Source organism: Aneurinibacillus tyrosinisolvens, from assembly GCF_001015055.1.
In the GTDB taxonomy this organism is placed as follows: Bacteria; Bacillota; Bacilli; order Aneurinibacillales; family Aneurinibacillaceae; genus Aneurinibacillus_A; species Aneurinibacillus_A tyrosinisolvens.
This window is the reverse complement of record NZ_BBWZ01000035.1, coordinates 15,471-33,075: the sequence shown is the minus strand read 5'-3', so window position 1 is coordinate 33,075 and position 17,605 is coordinate 15,471. Positions and strand designations below refer to the sequence as shown.

Sequence of the window (17,605 nt, the reverse complement as noted above, 5' to 3'; positions counted from 1 at the left end):
GCTATAAGAAACTTTTTTGGCTATGATAAAAACAAACACTATGCAATGCCAAAAGAAAGTAGGTTACACTATGCGCAGCCGGTACTATGGCACACCTGAACAACTCGGTTTTACGGAAGCACTTTCCGTATACCACTATATAACCCGCCATTTAGGAAAAACGATCCACAGATACGATCGGTTTTTAATCGATGAAGCTCTTATGACACCGGCAAACTTAGATTGTTTTAACTGCCACCTCGTACATGGGCGTAACTGCTGCGAGAAGGGGCAGCCCTATTCCATGGATGGGGAGAATCTTGAGCTTTTTGAGGAGCACGCTTTCGCCATATTAGAAAGGCACACCCACGATGAGCGAGTGCGCCTGGCAAAGGAAAAGGGAGTTTTTGAGCAGACAAGGGACACAAATTATTATGCATCCATTCGAACACACAATGGAAACTGCCTGTATCTTGTAGAAGAAAACGGGAAGCGCATTTGCAGTATTCACCGCTATGCTCTCGATAACGGCATCGACCCCGCGAAGCTTAAGCCGTTTAGCTGCTCGCTTTTCCCGCTTGAAATTATTGAATGTGATGAAGGAATTCTAGTGACGGCCATTACGGAGGAAACGGAAAGTTTTAGCCGCTGGGGAGACTTTTACCGTTCCACCTATTCGTGCGTCAATCCGCTCCGCCGCCCGCCGAACACTCCGGCTGAATTTTTTAATGAGGCCGGCTATGTTCCGGCATGGGAATGGGGACGCGATCTGCTTGCAGCCTATTGGGGCAAGGAAACGATTCAGGAATTCGAAAAGCTGCTTCCTCTTGTGAAATGAAAACCATCGACCAGTTCTTCATTATAATAAATACGAATGTCTACAAGACCGGTCCCTCTATCGAGCGCTTTATTGAGTAATGTTCTGCTAACATCATGAAGCAAGTCATCACTCGGTGCCTGGCTGAGGTTTACTGTAATATCTGTGTTGCCGTCCTCTCCAACCAGGAGGGCGGCTTCGCCTATTTTTTCCTCGCCCTCGTCGTATAACTCGTACACCGATTCATCCTCGTCCTCATCTTCTTCAGTCGCATACTCATCATTTGCTTCTACAATGGTCTCCTCCACGGCTTCCCCATTTACTGTATACGTAAAGTGATATTTATCAACCAGATCGAGATCATAATCCTTAATGAGAAGAGCTTCCAAATCGTTCATTTCTTCGTTTTTTGGCTCGCGAATGAAATTGATGTCACCGTAAATTTCGGTCCCTCTAATATCAACAACAGCTTCAGCGAATAATTCTTCATCCTCATCGTATACTTGATACTCGATTCCTTCCTTCCCTACTCCTACGATCCACCTTTCGTACCCATTAACCTGTTCACCCCATACTTCATCCTCTTCCTCATCTTCAAGAAAGCTATATCGGCCAAACACAACATTAATGCTTGTTTCCTCCAAATCCAACGCAATGCGTAAGCTATGAATATACGGTCGAATATAAGCAAGCACTTCTTCTTTATCATCTTCCTGGATAAAATTCGCATCGAAGTGGATCGTACCTGACAGCAATCCGTTTTCGCGATAAATAAGGTACATATCCCCGATCCATTCGCCCCTTCGATAAATGGATACCGCTTCCCCGCCCGCTGTTCTTAGTTCCGGAAAAAATTCAATATCAGCCATGTCTGGTTCCCCTTTCACATAGTATTCCTTCCTTATTGTCGCATTTGCGTGCCTACACTATACGTAATACCCTGCTGTCTTCCGCTTTCCACAAAAAAAAAGGATTAAAAACCAGCCCAATTTCGGCTGGTTTTTTCCTTATTATGGATTCATGGCTAAGCGGATTCCTTTTATAAGCATATCTACATCCGCATTGGTGATTTCTTTTCGGAGTGACCGTAAGTTTTTCACAGATCGATCTCGTATAGGATGGGAAATCATCTTGGAAAAGCATTTCCATACACAAGGGTGTTCCGCTCGTTCCTTATTTTCGACAACGGTCAAGCTTTTTCTCTATTGTTGTATGCCCGTAGACAAAAAGCTTATCAAATCCATTTACCTCGACTTCATCTCCTTCTGACCATGTAATCGGTCTGATGTGAGCGCGATGAGAATCTCCCCCATATGAAAATACCGCTAGGTCAGCTAAATGATTACAAAATCTCTTTGACGGTCCTGTAAGCTTAAACATTTCTATTACTTGTTCAGATGTTAAAATAGACATTGTATGACACTCTTTCGTAATTTGAGTTTAGATAGAAAAGACATCAAACAGAATATCTTTAATTTTTTCGATGCGAGCATGTTTCAGTTGTACGGATTTCGTATTTCCAATATTTTTTGTTGCTATTAGCGCTTTAATTGCCTCCAGCATTTCCTCATCGGTCATAGTGTATGTGGCTACATCCATGTTAACTGTCCGCAGCCATCTTCGATGGCGGATGTTTAGCCAGCCGCATTGGCGTAGCCAATGTGATACGGTCACATTCATTGCCGTTGGCTACTAGTGTGCCGCCTATTTTTGTGTCGGAAATACAAAACGGAGAGGAAAAGATCCCCTCCATTATTGCTCGTTAATGACTCGTTGAATATGAGATTCACCGACAATTTTATTTCCTAATACGCAAGCATCTAATAAGCTTTGACTACATAAGGTATTAATTTTTCGAGGTACGCCTTGTGTGAAATGATAAATTGCTCGAAGAGCTTCTTCTGAAAAGATATCGTGTGGTGTTTGCGCAACTTGAAGATGGTGCCGAATATAGGCGTGTGTTTCCTTTTCCGTTAACCCAGTAATTTGGTAACGGAGTTGAATTCGCTGATCAATGGCTTCTAAATGCTTGCTTTTCAATTGGTTTCGCAAACTTGGTTGACCAATTAAAATCAATGACATAGGGGACATGGAATCCTCTTTGAAATTCAAAATAAATCGGAGCTCTTGCAACATATTATCTGAAAAATGATGGGCCTCATCAAGGGTAATAACCGGAATCTTTTTTTCATTTTCATAAATATCTAGCATCAAGGTTTGAAATTGTCGCTTTGCTTCTGTAGCTCGATAAGCAGGTTGCATCCCAAAAAAGTGTAAGACTTCGTGGTAAAAAAGCTTAGGTGTAAGTGCTGAATCACACAGGTATACATGCCGGTACTTTACCTGATCGGAATGATAGATAAGAGAACGAACAGCGGTAGATTTGCCTGTTCCCGGGTCCCCTGTAAGAAGACAACACTGCCGATGATGAGTAGCGTATTCCAGTCGGGCTGAAGCTTCTTGATGCGTTGCTGAACCGAAAAGATGGGTAGGTACAATTTCGCGTGTAAAGGGCACCTCTTTCATTTCGAAAAACTCTAAGATCATTACTTTTCACCTCGCTTCTTCTCTTTCCATGTGACGAAGCTCGGTGTTCCTAACTCTCTACGTTTTTCATCCTCTTGTTCTTTCTTCAGTTTTTCTAAGTAATCTGACACCACCGTCGGTGGTGTATCGTTGCCAGAGTCTGTCGGTATCCTAGAGTGTTGTTGATTACGCAGTTGTGCTGGAACGGCATCAGGAAAGCGCTGTTCGTCCTTCCATACCTGGATAAGAGATAAGTCAAAGGGGTTATATCGAATCTTCACTTTCTTCCCTCGAAGAGAGGAATCAACATCATAATTACTTCCTTCTAACTCAATTATCGCTGTTTTTCTTACGGTACGCTCTTCTTCCCACAGAAAGCATTCTTTTACCTTTTCTGCATCGAGATAGCGAACTTCTTCTTTTTTGGCTTCATATCGTTTCTTCGGTGTTTGTCCTGTTCCACGATGAATCCGATTATCGTAAGATTCTAGCCAAGAGCGAAGATATTGATTAAGTTGCTGCAGGTTTTTCAATTTGCCTTCTTGAATTAAAAGTTTTGCCTCACCAGTGAAACTGCTGTCAACATACTGGAAGAACTTTTCTATTTTCCCCTTTGACTCCGGTGAGTACGGTTTGGCATGAATGAGTTTTGTTCCGAGTTTGGCACATATAATCTTAAATTGCTTGGCACTGTATACAGACCCATTATCGCAATAGAAGATGTGGGGAACACCATGTTTAAGTACAGCTTTTTGCATACATCTTTCAAGCCTGGGAGAACGCTCTTCAAAAAAGAACTCGGCGTGCATAATACGACGACTATGGTCATCAAGGATCGCAATTAAGTAAGCCTTCTTCCGTTTGGACGGATTATCCGGGTCAGGAAGATGTAAAGTATGTTGCGTATCTGCTTGCCAGCAATCATTTGGCGCATCATGTTCGAACATACGAAATTCTTTTGTAACCGCTCGATACATGTCTCGTTTGTTCCAGCCATGCTCTTGAAAATAACGAGAGAGGGTACGAGATTTTAACACACCGCGTTCTATAACCTCCTCTAATTCAAGAATTCGGATGATTTGATCAACGCTGCGACTGGGCAATTCTTTTCTCAGTTCGAGAGCTCGTTGTAGAATGGTCGGCTCGAGATGATGCAAGCTTCCTCTCTTTTCCCTAATCTGAGGCTTTAGCGCATCAAATCCCCCACTTTCATAAGCTTGAAGATATCGCTCTAGCGAGCGGATACTAATTTTTGTTTTTTCGCTACATGGAATGGTGTACGTTTGGCCAGCGATTTCCCGCAAAAGGGCATACCTTTCCCCTGGAGCCAGTCTCCTCTGCACCACCGGTGCAATTAAACCAAAGCGAAAAGCAGCAATCTCATTTCGAAGATTGTCATCCATCTCTTTTACTCCTCCTCTATATGCAAAATAAAGCTATGACTAGTTTCTCATACAGAAAAAAGGGGAAGAGAGTGACATATTTTGTTGATACATAATTTGGATATATAGTCATATCGCGTCTGTTCGCCAACCAATCCTATAGGCTAAACCCTTACCACATTTCCAAATATGGCAGGCGGAGATTCAATTTGGAAAAAAGGGTACCCATTCGGGGGAGGTTACCTGCCTGGTTGAAGAATAGAGAGAGAAGCAGTCGTTGCTCCTGTTTGCTATTCATCCCCTCTCGATAGAGAGGAAGTAACCCCTCTCCCTCCTCATATCTAGCCGCAACTATGGCTCTTTGTCTATGCATCCAATTGTGAACTTTCGCCTTTATTTTTGCTTGCCAACGATAGAGCGTCCGTAAAGAAACAATCGATACGTTTTCCGTTGTTAAGCGCACCGGAAGGTGCGCAATAGGTACACCCTCTCGTACCCATAGCCCCATGTATTCTCGTATGTGATTGGCGAATCGTTCATACGGAATGATGAAAGAAGGCAGCAAAGAGTACACCTTCTTACAGTGCCGACATCGTCTTCTCAGAACTGGAATCTCATACACCTTTGTTTTACAGATCACATTCCGCTTGTATCCTGTATGTTTTCTCATCCGTTCTCCGCAACAGGGACAAACCACTTCTATCTCATACCTGTAAATATTTCGAATATACTTCTTGATGCTATACGCGCATTCTAGTAAAATAATCATTAGTTAGTGAGAGTCATTTGCGATAACCTGGCAGGGTGGAGGCAAATGGCTCTTTCCTTTTATCCATAGTAAAAGCCGACACGAAATCTGACTCTTCTTACTCTGTCAAATTCCCTGTCGGCTTTTATTTTCCTGTTTTTACGACAAAATAACCGGCGAACTCACTCTCTATCTCGACAAAGAATCAGTCTGCGGACAGTTAACCACGTTCTCATTCACAGGTAAGGCTTCTTTCTTAGCCTGTAGATGAAATTCATCTCCGATGATAGGTAATTTTTCAAAAACCTCTTCGGATTCTTCGGGTGTATGTTCAAATTTGGTGGCAGTAAGCAGCTTGGGGACCTTATGGGAGTAATTTGTCTACCGGTTATTTATATTTTTTAATTAAGCACTTTAAAGTAGTAACATGTGATACACTTAAAGGTAACAAATGGAATAAATTTCATATTTTAAAAACATCTTACATGATTAGTGTCTTGGCCATAAGCCTGCTTGCTTTCTTCTATAGTGTTAAGGTGTTTTTTTGTATGGATATGTGAAATTTTCCTAATCCGAACGCATAGATGCAAAAAAAGTTTTAGGAAGGGAAGTTATGATGAAAAAAACGGCAATTATTTATTGTGAAGGTCATTTTGGAGCGATGGACGGAAAGACCGCAAATGGGCTTATAAGAAGCTCAAGAAAATATCAGATCGTTGGAGTAATTGACAGTACGAAGAGTGGAATGGATGCAGGTGAATATCTTGAGGGGGAAAAAAATGGAATCCCGATATTTGCAAGCCTTGATCATGCCGTTGAAAAATTGTCTTTTTTACCAAATCAATTCATTTACGGGATCGCGCCTGCGGATGCATTTTTAAAAAATGATGAAAGAGAAATCGTTATGAAAGCAATGGAACTCGAGATGGATATCATAAATCCACTCCATGAATTCTTTACGGAAGACGCGGAATTTTTAAATCAATCGATTGAATATGGAGTTACCATTCATGATGTTAGAAAGCCACCACAAAGTAAGGATTTACACCTTTTTTCAGGAAGAATTTTAGACATTCAAACCCCAATTATAGCCGTTCTTGGAACAGATAGCGCAGTTGGCAAAAGAACGACTTCTGTTATTCTTGAAGCTGCTTTATTAGAAAAGGGATTGAATGTTGCTTTTGTGGCCACGGGACAAACAGGTATTATTCAAGGAGCTAAATATGGGGTGGCGATAGATGCCATGCCTCTCCAGTTTATGATTGGTGAAATTGAAAATGAAATTATGAAAGCCTATGATAATGAGAATCCTGACATTATTATTGTTGAAGGTCAAGGAGCTTTAAGTCATCCTGCATATATAAGTTCCTGTGGCATCTTAAGAGGGTCAAGACCTGGAGCGGTTATTATTCAACATCCCCCGAAACGCAAAAATTTAGGAGATTTTAGTTTTATGGAAATGCCAACGATTAAAAGTGAGATTGAGTTAGTCGAAAACTTTTCAAGCTCAAAAGTAATTGCTATTACCATCAACCATGAAAACATGTCAAATGAAGAAATTGAGGATGTTGTTTCAGAGTATGAAAATCAATTCCAACTTCCAACGACTGATGTTTTAAAACATGGATGTGATAAGCTAATCTCTAGCATCTTTAAGGCATTCCCGGAAATGAAGAGTAAAGTGCTTACCAATTGATTAGGCTTAGGACACCTAGGGTTGAAATTAACCTCGTTAAGCTTGCACATAATGCAGAAAAACTTTTCAATTTGTATGGTTCAAAAGGAATTGGAATTATGGGCGTTACAAAAGCAATTTGTGGGGGGCCAGAGATTGCAAAGGTTCTTGTCAATAAAGGCATTCGTATTTTGGCAGATTCAAAGATAATAAACCTTAAGAAAATGCGTGATGCAGGTATTCAGGCAGAATTTGTTTTATTACGAACACCAGCTTTAAGTGAGATTGACTTAGTCATAAAGTATGCTGATATTAGTATGAATACCGAGATAGCGGTCATTAAGAGACTTTCAGAAACCGCGATAAAAAACAAAACTCTGCATAAAATTATCCTCATGATAGAAATGGGTGATTTAAGAGAAGGTATTAGCCCACTCAATCTCGATCAGTATGTTCAAGATGTGTTGAAACTTCCGGGAGTTAAAATGGTTGGGATTGGAGCTAATTTTGCTTGCTTTGGAGGAGTCAAACCGAATGAAGACAAGATGGAAACGCTATCTTCGCTCGCTATCCAAGTTGAGAAGAAATTTGCTTTGCCACTTAGCTATGTTTCAGGAGGAAATTCAGCAAATTACAGGTGGTTTGCAACTGCTGATGATATAGGGAATATCAACAATTTAAGGCTGGGAGAATCCATATTTTTGGGAAGAGAAACTCTTTGCCGTAAGAGAATACCAGAATTATTTACGGACGTCTTCACATTCATATCTGAGGTTATAGAATCAAAAATAAAATCATCCATACCTAATGGAGAAATAGGTCAAAATGCATTTGGAATCTCTCCAAAATGGAAAAATCGTGGGCAAATTAGAAGAGCTATCCTTGGGGTTGGAATTCAGGATGTACTAGTTAGTGGACTAACGCCAAAATTAGATATTGAAATTCTAGGTTCAAGCAGTGACCATACTATTCTTGATGCTAAAAAGGTAGATTTGAAAGTAGGAGACGAAGTGGCGTTCAATCTTGACTATGGAGCACTTCTCTCCGTTATGACCTCCCCATATGTCATGAAAGAATATATTCATACTATGTAAAATAACCTTGTTTTCTAGGAAGTAAAACTAGAAAACAAGGTTATCTTTTTCGACCAGCCAAAATTTAATGTGCCATCCGATATGACTATGTGTCGCCCTTTTTAGGATTAGTTTTTAACCGATTATATACGCTAGCACATACCTTTTATTTTACATGCATGACATGGGACAGCAGCGCCCGGGGGGTTTCACTTGGATGGAGTTTGATTTTAACCCACACTGTATTCACAATAAAGAGAGCGGCCGACAGGAAAAACAACCCGTGCAGTCCGATAGCTCCGCTCAGTGACCCGCCAATGATCGGCCCAAGTAAGTTTCCAAGATTAAGCGCGCTTGTGCTGTATGCAAACGTGCTGCTTTCCATTCCCCTGGGGGAATATTTGCGAATCAAATTATTAACCGACGGGAGCAGCCCGCCGATACAAATTCCAAGCAGAAACCTGAAGAACATGAGCCACCAAACGGATTGAACGAAGGCCTGGGGAATAAAAAACACGGCTGTCCCAAGAAGGCTGAACAATAAAACATACTTTGCTCCGATTTTGTCTGACCATTTACCGAGCCAGGTTGAGAAAAGCATCGTCGAGATGCCCGCCGACGACACAACCAGACCAACAATGAGAGAAATATAATGGCTGCTGTGCCATAATTCCTGTACGTACGACGACATAAACGGACTGGTGCTCATCATGGCAAACTGAATTAAGAACCCGGTTAGAAACAGCACAGGGAGTGGGGACGTATGAATGATTTTATCAAAATCATTTCCGAATCTTTTGTCATCCGCACGCTCGGCCGGCTTTGGCTTATTAATTTCTTTTACGAGCATAATAACGAGAACAGAAGCTGTAAACAGCATAATCCCGGTTATAATAAAAATCTGGCGAAAGCTAACCCATTCGGCAAGCAATCCGCCCAGCAGCGGGCCGAGAATCGAACCGGCCACAGCACCTGATTGGAGGAACCCGAGCGCGTATCCTGACCGCTCCTTCGGCGTATTCGTCGCTACGAGTGCAACTGCAGCAGGGATAAATCCGGAAATAACGCCGTTTAGCAGCCTTAGTCCAAGCAGTTGTAAAGGCGAGGTGACAAACCCCATGCATGCTGTAACGATCGCCATCCCTAAGCCTGACCGGATTAGCATTAGCTTCCTTCCTGTTCTATCTGCGACCTTTCCCCATATCGGGGAGAAAAGGAAAGAGGTTAAAAAGTTCGCAGCAAAAATCCACCCTGTCCAGTGCTGAATAAGAGCAGGATCAGATATACCTAAGTCCTGATGAAGATACAGGGGCAAGAACGGAACAACGAGACTCATAGCTGCCATAACGATAAACTGAGCGAACCATAAAATGTACAAATTCCGTTTCCATACTTCCAAATTGATGCGCTTCCTTTCTGTTTTCACTAAAAAGCAAAATAAAAAAACCCTGACACAAGCGTGTAAGGGACCGTTGCAGAGACAAATTGTTGGAATAGCTGGCCGGACGATTCTTATACTCCACAGTATACACTAATTTTTCCAGAAAATCTATAGCAGCAGCTGCCCGTTAAAAAGGATGCGTATCGGGTAAAAAGGAAACGAGCAGATAAAACAACCAGGAGGGATTACCATGCCAAAAATTACAGTAGAAGGCTTTGACAGTTTTGAAGTAGAAGAAGGAAAAAAACTTGTGCTTGCGCTTGAGGATAACGGGGTGCCGATTATGCATCGGTGCGGCGGGAACGCTCGCTGCACAACCTGCCGGGTAGAAATTGTTGCCGGTGATGCGGGTCCTCTTAATGAACTGGAGGCACACATTATCGAAGCGAGAAATTTCGAGAAAAATATCCGGCTCTCCTGCCAGCTTCACTGTCATAACGACCTCACCGTCAAACCGGTCATGCTTTCTACGGATTCCGCTGCGGACGCCGGACCGCGCCCTAAGGATGATTAATCCAGAAAGAGGAAAAAAAGGATGCCGCCGGGGCATCCTTTTGTATTAATTCAGTTCTTTTAACTGATTTGATTTTTTCTCTTCTTCCTCATCAGCGGTTAAATCACGTGTAGATTTCTTAAATTCCTTTAAGGTTTGTCCGAAAGCCCGGCCAATCTCCGGCAGCTTCTTCGGTCCAAAAACGACGAGTGCAATAATAAGAATTAAAATTAATCCGGAGGGTCCGATATTTCCAAGCATGCAAATCTCTCCTTTTTAGCCGATCATAGGCTTATTATAAACCAAAAGCTTGCATATATCACGAAATAAAGGAGGCAAATGTCACAATTTCTTGAATCATTATGTTACGCCCTGTTACAAAGGGTAATGATATGCCATTCCGGAGGGCAAAGAAATCTTACAGGCAGTTTGGTCATGCCGATTCCTCTTGATGTGTGTACCCACATATCACTCTTATCCGCTTTCTGCAGGCCATCCGAATACTTATCCCCTAGCGGAGGGTAAACGGTAGCCCCAATAAACGGGAGGCGCACCTGCCCGCCGTGGCTGTGCCCCGACAATTGGAGCGAAACATTGTATTTCTTTGCCCTGTCCGCCAAGTTCGGCTCGTGAATCAAAGCGATGGTGCAGCTATCCGGTGGAATCCCTCCAAACGTCTTACTCCAACTCGGGTATCCCCACGCGTCATCCAATCCTGCCAGGTAGAGAGGTGTTCCCGTATCCCGGTGCACAATACGGACGTTTTCATTGACGAGCGGCTTGAACCCTGCTGCCCTGTAAGATTGCAAAAGCTGCTCCGTGTCTATTTCTTCCCATACATCATGATTCCCCAGAACAGCAAACTTGCCGTATGGGGCAGTTAATTCTCCGAGTACCTCCGCGGTTTTATTCAATTCGCTCATTTCATAGTCAAGCAAATCTCCCGTGAAAACAACCATATCCGGCTTCGCCCTGTTTATTTTCCCGACAAGCGGGATGAGGTCCTCAGCAGTCAGGCCTTTGCCAATATGAACATCGGAAAAATGGGCCATTCGAAATCCGTTAAACCCTTCAGGCAAAGCATCGAGCGGTACGGTGACATCCTTTCTTCGAAAAATACGGGGCTCAATGAAAAAGCCGTCCAGCGCACTCAGTACAGAGATTCCAAGCACTCCAACGAAAATCTTCTTTATAAACTCTCTCCGGTTCATTTTCTCTTCTCCTATTAAGTTAAGAACAAGATCGTTCTATTCTCGCGCTTTCCCTCCAAATAAGCTACTATATTATAGAAGTTATCGCAAGAACGACTTAATTATACCGGAGGGAAATCGTTATGACCGAAGAACAGGTTCGCCGGACAATGGATAAAGTAAGACACGCAATATACCTCGGGGAACGGCTGCCGGAAGGTATTGCGCCGAACACCCAGGAGGAATACCTTCAGTTTTACGAAGAACGCACCGAGCGAAATCCGCTTGAGGAAAAGGCGCTATTCAGTGATGCTGTCGCGCCTCTCCTCTCTAATTATCAGAAGAAATGGCGGGAGGAAAACGCGGCAGCGGCCATCATGACCGGGGAAACGATAGAAGAGCCGGCGGATGAAGAGCAATGGCTATTCGAGCTTTATGATGAAATCATGAGCATCGATACGGAAGAAGAATGGGGACAATTTGTCACACGATTTTTCAGCAAATGACGCTATAATCGATTTATTAGGAGGCGTTTTTATGATGAAAGGTGCATCACGCAAGTTTTTCTTCACTACAATTACAGGGGTGCTTTTACTGGCAACGGGCCTTGCCGGGTGTTCTTCAAAACCTGCCGGCGAGCACGCACAGCACGCTGCATCGAATCAACAGCAGCTGGCTGGCGGCGACACGCTTGAAACAACGTCCGGTCCGAAAGAACTGCCCACCTTCCTGAAGAATCTTGACCCGCAAATTGCTCAGATTTACGAATTAGCAGCATACAACCATGATACAATGGACCATATCGCATGCTACTGCGGGTGCGGGGAAAGCGTCGGCCACAGAAGCAACCGCGAGTGCTTTATTAATGAGGTAAAGCCGGATGGAAAGATCGTATGGAACTCTCACGGTACAACGTGTGCCAACTGTATGAATATTGCGGTTGAATCGATCCAAATGAAGCAGCAGGGGAAAAGCATCCTGGAAATCCGAAAATATATTGATAATAAATATAAAGAAGGCTATGCCAAGCCGACCCCGACTCCAATGCCGGGGGCATAGAAAAAAGCATCCCACAGTTACCCGCGGGATGCTTTTTTCCCTTGCCACGAATTTCTTCGCATCAGCTCTGCGTCAAATGCATTGAGCACTTCCCATTTTTTCCGGCTCCACATCGGTCCAATCAGAAGATCCGGCGGGCCATCCCCGGTGAGGCGGTGCACGATCATTTCCGGCGGCAAAATTTCAAGCGCATCGACGACAAGGCGCACATAATCATCTTTCTCCATGAACTCCAGCAGTCCGGCTTCATACTGTTTTACCATTGGCGTCTTTTTCAGCAGGTGCAGCAGATGAATTTTAATACCCTGTACATCCATCTTGGCCACTGCCCGCACCGTTTCCATCATCATTTCCTCTGTTTCCTGCGGCAATCCGAAAATAATATGCGAGCACACCCGAATATTATGTTTACGCAGCTTCTCCACCGCTTCGTAATAACAATCCGTATCATGGGCACGGTTGATAAGATTCGACGTCGATTCATGAACCGTCTGCAATCCGAGTTCGACCCACAAGTATGTTTTCTCGTTTAACTCGGCAAGCAATTCTACTACATCGTCAGGCAAACAATCAGGCCGTGTCGCAATGGAAAGGCCCACGACACCTTCCTGTTCAAGAATGACTTCATAGTACTCCCGCAATACGTCAACCGGTGCATACGTATTGCTGTACGCCTGGAAATAGCCGATATATTTCGCATCCGGCCACTTCTCATGCTGTCTGTTTTTTACTTCATTAAATTGTGTCACAAGATCATCGCGTCTCCAGCCGGCAAAATCGCCGGAACCCCGGGCGCTGCAGAAGGTACAGCCTCCGATCGCGATGGTGCCGTCCCGGTTCGGACAGGTAAACCCGGCATCCAGCATGACTTTAAATACTTTCTCCCCAAAATGCTGGCGCAGGTGGTAGTTCCATGTATGGTATCGCTTATCTCCCCACAGAAGAGGAGTTTCAACTTGCTGTACTTTGTTCATTTTGCTCAAACCTCCATTCTTTCAGTGTATCTTACTTAAACATATCCGCAAACAGGGCAAGCATACCTGCGGCGATGAGCGGGCCAACCGGAACCCCGCGAAAAAAAGCGACACCGAGAATGGTTCCAACGAGCAATCCTGTGACAATGTGCGGCTGGGCGGTAAGAAGGCCTGCTCCCCGCCCCCCAAGATAGGCCACAGCAACACCGATTAGAATGGATGCAATTCCATATCCGCTTTTCATCGCTTCCAGCAGATGAGTAAGATTAATTTTCCCCATCCCAACCGGGGCAAGAACACCCATTGTAAGAATGGCGATGCCAATTTTTACAGCGTATTGATTTGTCCAAACAAGGAGCTGTTCCGAATGGGTAAACCGAAAGATGACAAGTATTCCTGCTGCTATCCAGACTGCTACATTTTTAGAGAACAGACCGAGAGCAATAATAACAGCAAGGATGATATAGGAATCCATAATGTATCCCACTCCTTTAAACGAAAAAGGACAAAGCCTGCTGGAAAACGGGCCGTGTCCTTTCTGTATCCTTTATTTTCTTTTTCTCTTATCTTTATCGCCGGTCGTATTCTTTTTGGCATCTTTGTCATGATCACGCTTGCGGCCGGAAGGCTGATCATTGTTGTAGCGGCCTTCCTTGCGTCCATCTTTGCTGCCGCCCTTTGGGCCGGAATATGATCTTCCCCGGTCTCCGCCGCGTTCTCCACCACGGCCTCCTCGGTCCCTTCCACCCCGGTTCCTGTCATCATTTCGCTTGATTTTTTTTGTGCGAACCGGTGCCTCAGCGGTAAGCTGAATGTCCACATCACTCGTTGTTTTCGTCATCAGCTTGAGCGCAGCGGCAACCAGTGCAACGGAATCATAGTCCTCCAGCACTTCCTGAGCGAGATTTTTGTAATCTCCCAACTCGCCTCCTTGTACGATTTCCACCAGCTTATCAAGCGCGATACGCTGCTTTCCTTCCAGCGCTTCAACGGAACTTGGGATCTGTCTGCGATCCATTTTCCGCTTCGTAAGCTGCTCAATTACTTTGCGGTGCTCTGTCTCGCGGGACGTTACGAACGTGACAGCCGATCCTGTTTTTCCGGCACGGCCGGTACGCCCGATACGGTGTACATAGCTTTCCGGATCCTGCGGGACATCAAAGTTGTATACATGTGTAACCCCGCTGACGTCAAGCCCGCGCGCAGCCACGTCTGTGGCAACGAGCACTTCCAGCTGTCCTTCGCGGAACTTGCGCATGGCCACATCACGCTGGCGCTGGCTTAAGTCTCCATGAATGCCTTCAGCCATATATCCGCGCTTATTTAACGCATCATTAAGTTCATCCACCCGGCGCTTCGTACGGCCAAATACAATTGCAAGCTCCGGTGAATCGGTATCAAGTAAACGGCAGAGTACATCGAACTTCTGCCTTTCGTGAAGTTCTATATAGTATTGCGAGATGTTTGGAACGGTAAGTTCTTTCGCCTGAATAGCCACATGCTTCGGGTCACGAAGAAACTTCTCGGTAAGCCGTCTGATTTGCGGCGGCATCGTTGCTGAGAAGAACAGAGTTTGTCTGTCTTCCGGAATTTCTGTAAGAATCGTTTCAATATCTTCCACAAACCCCATGTCCAGCATTTCATCCGCTTCGTCGAGTACTACCATCGATACATTTTGCAGGCGAATCGTTTTCCGTCTGATGTGATCCAGGAGACGGCCCGGCGTTCCGATGATAACCTGAGGCCGATTTTTCAGCGCACGAATTTGCCGGCTGATTTCCTGCCCGCCGTATACAGGGAGTACTTTAACGCCGCTGTTGCTGCCCAATTTCCCAATTTCTTCTGCCACCTGGATGGCCAATTCGCGTGTCGGTGCCATAATGAGCGCCTGGATTGCGGGGTTGTCCGTATCAATTTTTTCAATAACAGGGATACCGAAAGCCGCTGTTTTTCCCGTTCCGGTTTGTGCCTGTCCGATAATATCATGTCCCTCTAAGGCAAGCGGGATTGTTTTTTCCTGTATGGGCGTTGCTTCCTCAAATCCCAAATCACTAATCGCTCGTACTACTTGAGCGGATAATCCTAATTCATTAAATGTCGTCAATCTTTTCAATCTCCTTTTTTCTATGCTTTCGTTTCATTCAATCTGCCTATATTTTGCAGTCATTACTGTAGTATACCCGTTTTTTGGATAAATATATAGGAAAACTTTGTCGAAAGTATAAAAATGCTTGCTAAGAGGTAGGAATTACGATTATGATTGAAGGGTTGTAGTATAATACAAATAATACAAACAGATAAACCAGCTAACACATCAGCAACGAACCACTACACTGATTACTACCTAAGGCAGGTAAATATAAATATAAGGAGCTTTTACATTAAATGAAATTAAGAGAAGACCTACGCAACATTGCGATTATCGCACACGTTGACCATGGGAAAACAACACTTGTGGATAAGATGTTAATTCAGTCTGGTACGTTCCGTTCAAATGAGCAGGTACATGATCGAATGATGGACTCTAACGATTTGGAAAGAGAACGCGGAATTACGATTCTTGCTAAAAATACCGCCGTTACGTACGAAGGTAAAACGATAAATATTATGGATACACCTGGCCACGCCGACTTTGGCGGTGAGGTGGAACGCATTATGAAAATGGTTGACGGCGTTCTTCTTGTCGTTGACGCATTCGAGGGCTGTATGCCGCAAACGCGCTTTGTATTAAAAAAAGCGCTCGAGCAGAAGGTAACACCGATCCTTGTTATCAATAAAATCGACCGGGAAAATGCCCGTCCTGCTGAAGTTGTCGATGAAGTATATGATTTGTTCATCGACCTTGATGCTACGGAAGAACAGCTTGATTTCCCGGTTATTTACGCTTCCGGTATTAATGGAACGGCAAGTACAAGCCCTGACAAGCAGGATGAGAACCTGAAGTCACTTTTTGAAACCATTATCGAACATATCCCTGCTCCAGCGGCTGACTTCGATGCGCCTCTTCAATTCCAGGTAACCATGCTTGACTACAACGATTACCTCGGACGGATCGGCATCGGACGCGTTCATCGTGGAACGATCCGTAAAGGAGATACCGTTGCCCAGATTAAACGGGATGGCACTGTTAAGCAAGTGCGCATTAACAAACTGTTTGGCTTCATCGGTTTAAAACGCGTGGAGATTGAGGAAGCGAAGTCAGGCGACATTATTGCCGTTCCTGGTTTAGATGATATTAACGTAGGGGAAACCGTTTCTGACGTTGAAGTGCAGGAAGCACTGCCTTTGCTTACGATTGACGAGCCGACCCTGCAAATGTCTTTCCTTGTAAACAATAGTCCGTTCGCCGGAAGAGAAGGAAAACATGTTACCTCACGTAAATTGCGTGACCGCCTTATGGATGAGCTGGAGACAGATGTAAGTCTTCGCGTGGAAGAAGTAACGCCGGAGCTTTATGTCGTATCCGGACGCGGAGAGCTTCACCTTTCCATTTTAATCGAGAACATGCGCCGTGAAGGGTACGAACTGCAAGTATCGAAGCCGGAAGTTATCATTCGTGAAATTGACGGTGTACGCTGCGAACCGACGGAAAGACTTACAATTGACGTACCTGAGGAGTATACGGGCGCTGTTATGGAATCGCTCGGCGCTCGTAAAGCAGAAATGATTAACATGGTTAACAATGGGTTTGGTGCTGTTCGCCTTGAGTTTATTATTCCTTCCCGCGGCCTTATCGGATACCGTACCGAATTCCTTACCCAAACACGCGGCTATGGAATTTTGAACCACTCTTTCGATAGCTACCGTCCTGTTGTACAGGGAAATGTCGGCGGACGCCGTGCAGGTGTGCTTGTATCGATGGCAAATGGGAGTTCCACCATGTATGGAATGCTCGGGATTGAAGACCGTGGAATTCTTTTCGTAAATCCGGGAACTGAAGTTTATGAAGGAATGATCGTGGGCGAACATAACCGTGACAATGACCTCGTTGTGAACATCTGTAAAGAAAAGCATGCAACAAATGTTCGTTCCGCTACGAAGGATGAAACTGTGAAGCTGAAAACTCCACGTATTCTTACCCTTGAGGAAGCACTCGAATATTTAAGCGATGATGAGTATTGCGAGGTTACACCGGAATCGATTCGTCTCCGTAAAAAATACCTTAACAAATCAGATCGTGAACGTGCAGCGAAGCAAACAAAATTCGGCGCGAACGTTTAAGAAGAAAAAAGGGAGTTCCTTCCACTT

19 protein-coding genes are annotated in these 17,605 nt (G+C 44.3%); 7 read left to right on the top strand and 12 right to left on the bottom strand.

Annotated features, from left to right (window positions below):
* Positions 1 to 70 precede the first annotated feature (70 nt).
* Positions 71 to 817 carry a DUF3109 family protein gene (locus tag MBEAL2_RS22015; protein ID WP_047154394.1) on the top strand — a complete coding sequence of 249 codons (747 nt, stop codon included), beginning with the start codon at positions 71 to 73 and terminating at the stop codon, positions 815 to 817.
* On the opposite strand, the gene MBEAL2_RS22010 is transcribed toward MBEAL2_RS22015, so the two are convergent.
* The 6 genes from MBEAL2_RS22010 to MBEAL2_RS21990 form a co-directional block, all read right to left on the bottom strand.
* Positions 781 to 1,665, bottom strand: coding sequence for a hypothetical protein (locus tag MBEAL2_RS22010; RefSeq protein ID WP_152667888.1), 885 nt, complete (start codon positions 1,663 to 1,665; stop codon positions 781 to 783). The two genes, MBEAL2_RS22015 and MBEAL2_RS22010, sit on opposite strands and share 37 nt — an antisense overlap.
* Before the next feature lie 304 nt (positions 1,666 to 1,969).
* Positions 1,970 to 2,209 carry a hypothetical protein gene (locus MBEAL2_RS22005; RefSeq protein WP_047154392.1) on the bottom strand — a complete coding sequence of 80 codons (240 nt, stop codon included), beginning with the start codon at positions 2,207 to 2,209 and terminating at the stop codon, positions 1,970 to 1,972.
* 27 nt (positions 2,210 to 2,236) lie between these two features.
* On the bottom strand, positions 2,237 to 2,476 hold the full coding sequence (locus tag MBEAL2_RS31990; RefSeq protein WP_161798270.1) for a hypothetical protein: 240 nt from the start codon (positions 2,474 to 2,476) through the stop codon (positions 2,237 to 2,239).
* A 72-nt stretch (positions 2,477 to 2,548) separates the two neighbouring features.
* Positions 2,549 to 3,343, bottom strand: a complete 795-nt coding sequence (locus tag MBEAL2_RS22000; protein WP_052947908.1) for an ExeA family protein — start codon at positions 3,341 to 3,343, stop codon at positions 2,549 to 2,551.
* Positions 3,343 to 4,725: a DDE-type integrase/transposase/recombinase gene (locus tag MBEAL2_RS21995; RefSeq protein WP_047154391.1), complete on the bottom strand. Its 1,383-nt coding sequence runs from the start codon at positions 4,723 to 4,725 to the stop codon at positions 3,343 to 3,345. The genes MBEAL2_RS22000 and MBEAL2_RS21995 overlap by 1 nt, the downstream gene beginning before the upstream one ends.
* 151 nt (positions 4,726 to 4,876) lie before the next feature.
* Positions 4,877 to 5,473, bottom strand: coding sequence for a DUF6431 domain-containing protein (locus tag MBEAL2_RS21990; RefSeq protein WP_269082503.1), 597 nt, complete (start codon positions 5,471 to 5,473; stop codon positions 4,877 to 4,879).
* 595 nt (positions 5,474 to 6,068) lie between these two features.
* Here MBEAL2_RS21990 and MBEAL2_RS21985 point away from each other — a divergent pair.
* Both MBEAL2_RS21985 and MBEAL2_RS21980 read left to right on the top strand, forming a co-directional pair.
* On the top strand, positions 6,069 to 7,148 hold the full coding sequence (locus MBEAL2_RS21985) for an N-acetyltransferase DgcN family protein (RefSeq protein ID WP_047154410.1): 1,080 nt from the start codon (positions 6,069 to 6,071) through the stop codon (positions 7,146 to 7,148).
* Complete coding sequence (locus MBEAL2_RS21980) at positions 7,145 to 8,221, top strand: alanine/ornithine racemase family PLP-dependent enzyme (RefSeq protein ID WP_201780836.1); 1,077 nt, start codon at positions 7,145 to 7,147, stop codon at positions 8,219 to 8,221. The genes MBEAL2_RS21985 and MBEAL2_RS21980 overlap by 4 nt, the downstream gene beginning before the upstream one ends.
* A 145-nt stretch (positions 8,222 to 8,366) precedes the next feature.
* On the opposite strand, the gene MBEAL2_RS21975 is transcribed toward MBEAL2_RS21980, so the two are convergent.
* Entirely contained in the window at positions 8,367 to 9,599 is a 1,233-nt protein-coding gene (locus MBEAL2_RS21975; protein WP_047154389.1) for an MFS transporter, read from the bottom strand.
* A gap of 232 nt (positions 9,600 to 9,831) precedes the next feature.
* Between MBEAL2_RS21975 and MBEAL2_RS21970 the strand changes: the two genes are divergently transcribed.
* Positions 9,832 to 10,155, top strand: a complete 324-nt coding sequence (locus MBEAL2_RS21970; protein ID WP_047154388.1) for a 2Fe-2S iron-sulfur cluster-binding protein — start codon at positions 9,832 to 9,834, stop codon at positions 10,153 to 10,155.
* 45 nt (positions 10,156 to 10,200) lie between these two features.
* Here the strand turns inward: MBEAL2_RS21970 and MBEAL2_RS21965 are convergent, their stop codons facing one another.
* Positions 10,201 to 10,395 (bottom strand): twin-arginine translocase TatA/TatE family subunit, encoded by a 195-nt coding sequence (locus tag MBEAL2_RS21965; RefSeq protein WP_047154387.1) that lies wholly within the window; start codon positions 10,393 to 10,395, stop codon positions 10,201 to 10,203.
* Positions 10,396 to 10,499: 104 nt separating this feature from the next.
* Positions 10,500 to 11,345, bottom strand: coding sequence for a metallophosphoesterase (locus MBEAL2_RS21960; RefSeq protein ID WP_047154386.1), 846 nt, complete (start codon positions 11,343 to 11,345; stop codon positions 10,500 to 10,502).
* Positions 11,346 to 11,467: 122 nt separating this feature from the next.
* Here MBEAL2_RS21960 and MBEAL2_RS21955 point away from each other — a divergent pair, with 122 nt between their 5' ends.
* Together MBEAL2_RS21955 and MBEAL2_RS21950 are read left to right on the top strand one after the other, a co-directional pair.
* Positions 11,468 to 11,830 carry a hypothetical protein gene (locus tag MBEAL2_RS21955; RefSeq protein WP_047154385.1) on the top strand — a complete coding sequence of 121 codons (363 nt, stop codon included), beginning with the start codon at positions 11,468 to 11,470 and terminating at the stop codon, positions 11,828 to 11,830.
* Between the two features lie 31 nt (positions 11,831 to 11,861).
* The gene (locus tag MBEAL2_RS21950; protein ID WP_047154384.1) at positions 11,862 to 12,383 is read left to right on the top strand and encodes a PCYCGC motif-containing (lipo)protein; all 522 of its coding nucleotides are present in this window, start codon (positions 11,862 to 11,864) and stop codon (positions 12,381 to 12,383) included.
* Positions 12,384 to 12,400: 17 nt separating this feature from the next.
* Here the strand turns inward: MBEAL2_RS21950 and mnmL are convergent, their stop codons facing one another.
* The 3 genes from mnmL to cshA form a co-directional block, all read right to left on the bottom strand.
* On the bottom strand, positions 12,401 to 13,357 hold the full coding sequence (gene mnmL / locus MBEAL2_RS21945) for a tRNA modification radical SAM protein MnmL/YtqA (protein ID WP_047154383.1): 957 nt from the start codon (positions 13,355 to 13,357) through the stop codon (positions 12,401 to 12,403).
* 31 nt (positions 13,358 to 13,388) lie between these two features.
* Positions 13,389 to 13,832 (bottom strand): DUF441 domain-containing protein, encoded by a 444-nt coding sequence (locus MBEAL2_RS21940; protein ID WP_047154382.1) that lies wholly within the window; start codon positions 13,830 to 13,832, stop codon positions 13,389 to 13,391.
* A gap of 72 nt (positions 13,833 to 13,904) precedes the next feature.
* On the bottom strand, positions 13,905 to 15,461 hold the full coding sequence (cshA, locus tag MBEAL2_RS21935; protein WP_047154381.1) for a degradosome RNA helicase CshA: 1,557 nt from the start codon (positions 15,459 to 15,461) through the stop codon (positions 13,905 to 13,907).
* 281 nt (positions 15,462 to 15,742) lie between these two features.
* On the opposite strand from cshA, the gene typA reads away from it, so the two are divergent.
* Positions 15,743 to 17,578, top strand: a complete 1,836-nt coding sequence (gene typA, locus MBEAL2_RS21930) for a translational GTPase TypA (protein ID WP_047154380.1) — start codon at positions 15,743 to 15,745, stop codon at positions 17,576 to 17,578.
* Positions 17,579 to 17,605: the final 27 nt, after the last annotated feature.

What these genes read in the sequence shown, in the direction of transcription:
- typA (WP_047154380.1), top strand. Translation starts at nt 15,743, where the DNA reads ATGAAATTAAGAGAAGACCTACGCAACATTGCGATTATCGCACACGTT.
- MBEAL2_RS22015 (WP_047154394.1), top strand. Translation starts at nt 71, where the DNA reads ATGCGCAGCCGGTACTATGGCACACCTGAACAACTCGGTTTTACGGAA.
- MBEAL2_RS31990 (WP_161798270.1), bottom strand. Translation starts at nt 2,476, where the DNA reads ATGAATGTGACCGTATCACATTGGCTACGCCAATGCGGCTGGCTAAAC.
- mnmL (WP_047154383.1), bottom strand. Translation starts at nt 13,357, where the DNA reads ATGAACAAAGTACAGCAAGTTGAAACTCCTCTTCTGTGGGGAGATAAG.
- MBEAL2_RS21955 (WP_047154385.1), top strand. Translation starts at nt 11,468, where the DNA reads ATGACCGAAGAACAGGTTCGCCGGACAATGGATAAAGTAAGACACGCA.
- MBEAL2_RS22005 (WP_047154392.1), bottom strand. Translation starts at nt 2,209, where the DNA reads ATGTCTATTTTAACATCTGAACAAGTAATAGAAATGTTTAAGCTTACA.
- MBEAL2_RS21960 (WP_047154386.1), bottom strand. Translation starts at nt 11,345, where the DNA reads ATGAACCGGAGAGAGTTTATAAAGAAGATTTTCGTTGGAGTGCTTGGA.
- MBEAL2_RS21985 (WP_047154410.1), top strand. Translation starts at nt 6,069, where the DNA reads ATGAAAAAAACGGCAATTATTTATTGTGAAGGTCATTTTGGAGCGATG.
- MBEAL2_RS22010 (WP_152667888.1), bottom strand. Translation starts at nt 1,665, where the DNA reads ATGGCTGATATTGAATTTTTTCCGGAACTAAGAACAGCGGGCGGGGAA.
- MBEAL2_RS21940 (WP_047154382.1), bottom strand. Translation starts at nt 13,832, where the DNA reads ATGGATTCCTATATCATCCTTGCTGTTATTATTGCTCTCGGTCTGTTC.
- MBEAL2_RS21995 (WP_047154391.1), bottom strand. Translation starts at nt 4,725, where the DNA reads ATGGATGACAATCTTCGAAATGAGATTGCTGCTTTTCGCTTTGGTTTA.
- MBEAL2_RS22000 (WP_052947908.1), bottom strand. Translation starts at nt 3,343, where the DNA reads ATGATCTTAGAGTTTTTCGAAATGAAAGAGGTGCCCTTTACACGCGAA.
- MBEAL2_RS21990 (WP_269082503.1), bottom strand. Translation starts at nt 5,473, where the DNA reads ATGATTATTTTACTAGAATGCGCGTATAGCATCAAGAAGTATATTCGA.
- MBEAL2_RS21965 (WP_047154387.1), bottom strand. Translation starts at nt 10,395, where the DNA reads ATGCTTGGAAATATCGGACCCTCCGGATTAATTTTAATTCTTATTATT.
- MBEAL2_RS21970 (WP_047154388.1), top strand. Translation starts at nt 9,832, where the DNA reads ATGCCAAAAATTACAGTAGAAGGCTTTGACAGTTTTGAAGTAGAAGAA.
- MBEAL2_RS21950 (WP_047154384.1), top strand. Translation starts at nt 11,862, where the DNA reads ATGATGAAAGGTGCATCACGCAAGTTTTTCTTCACTACAATTACAGGG.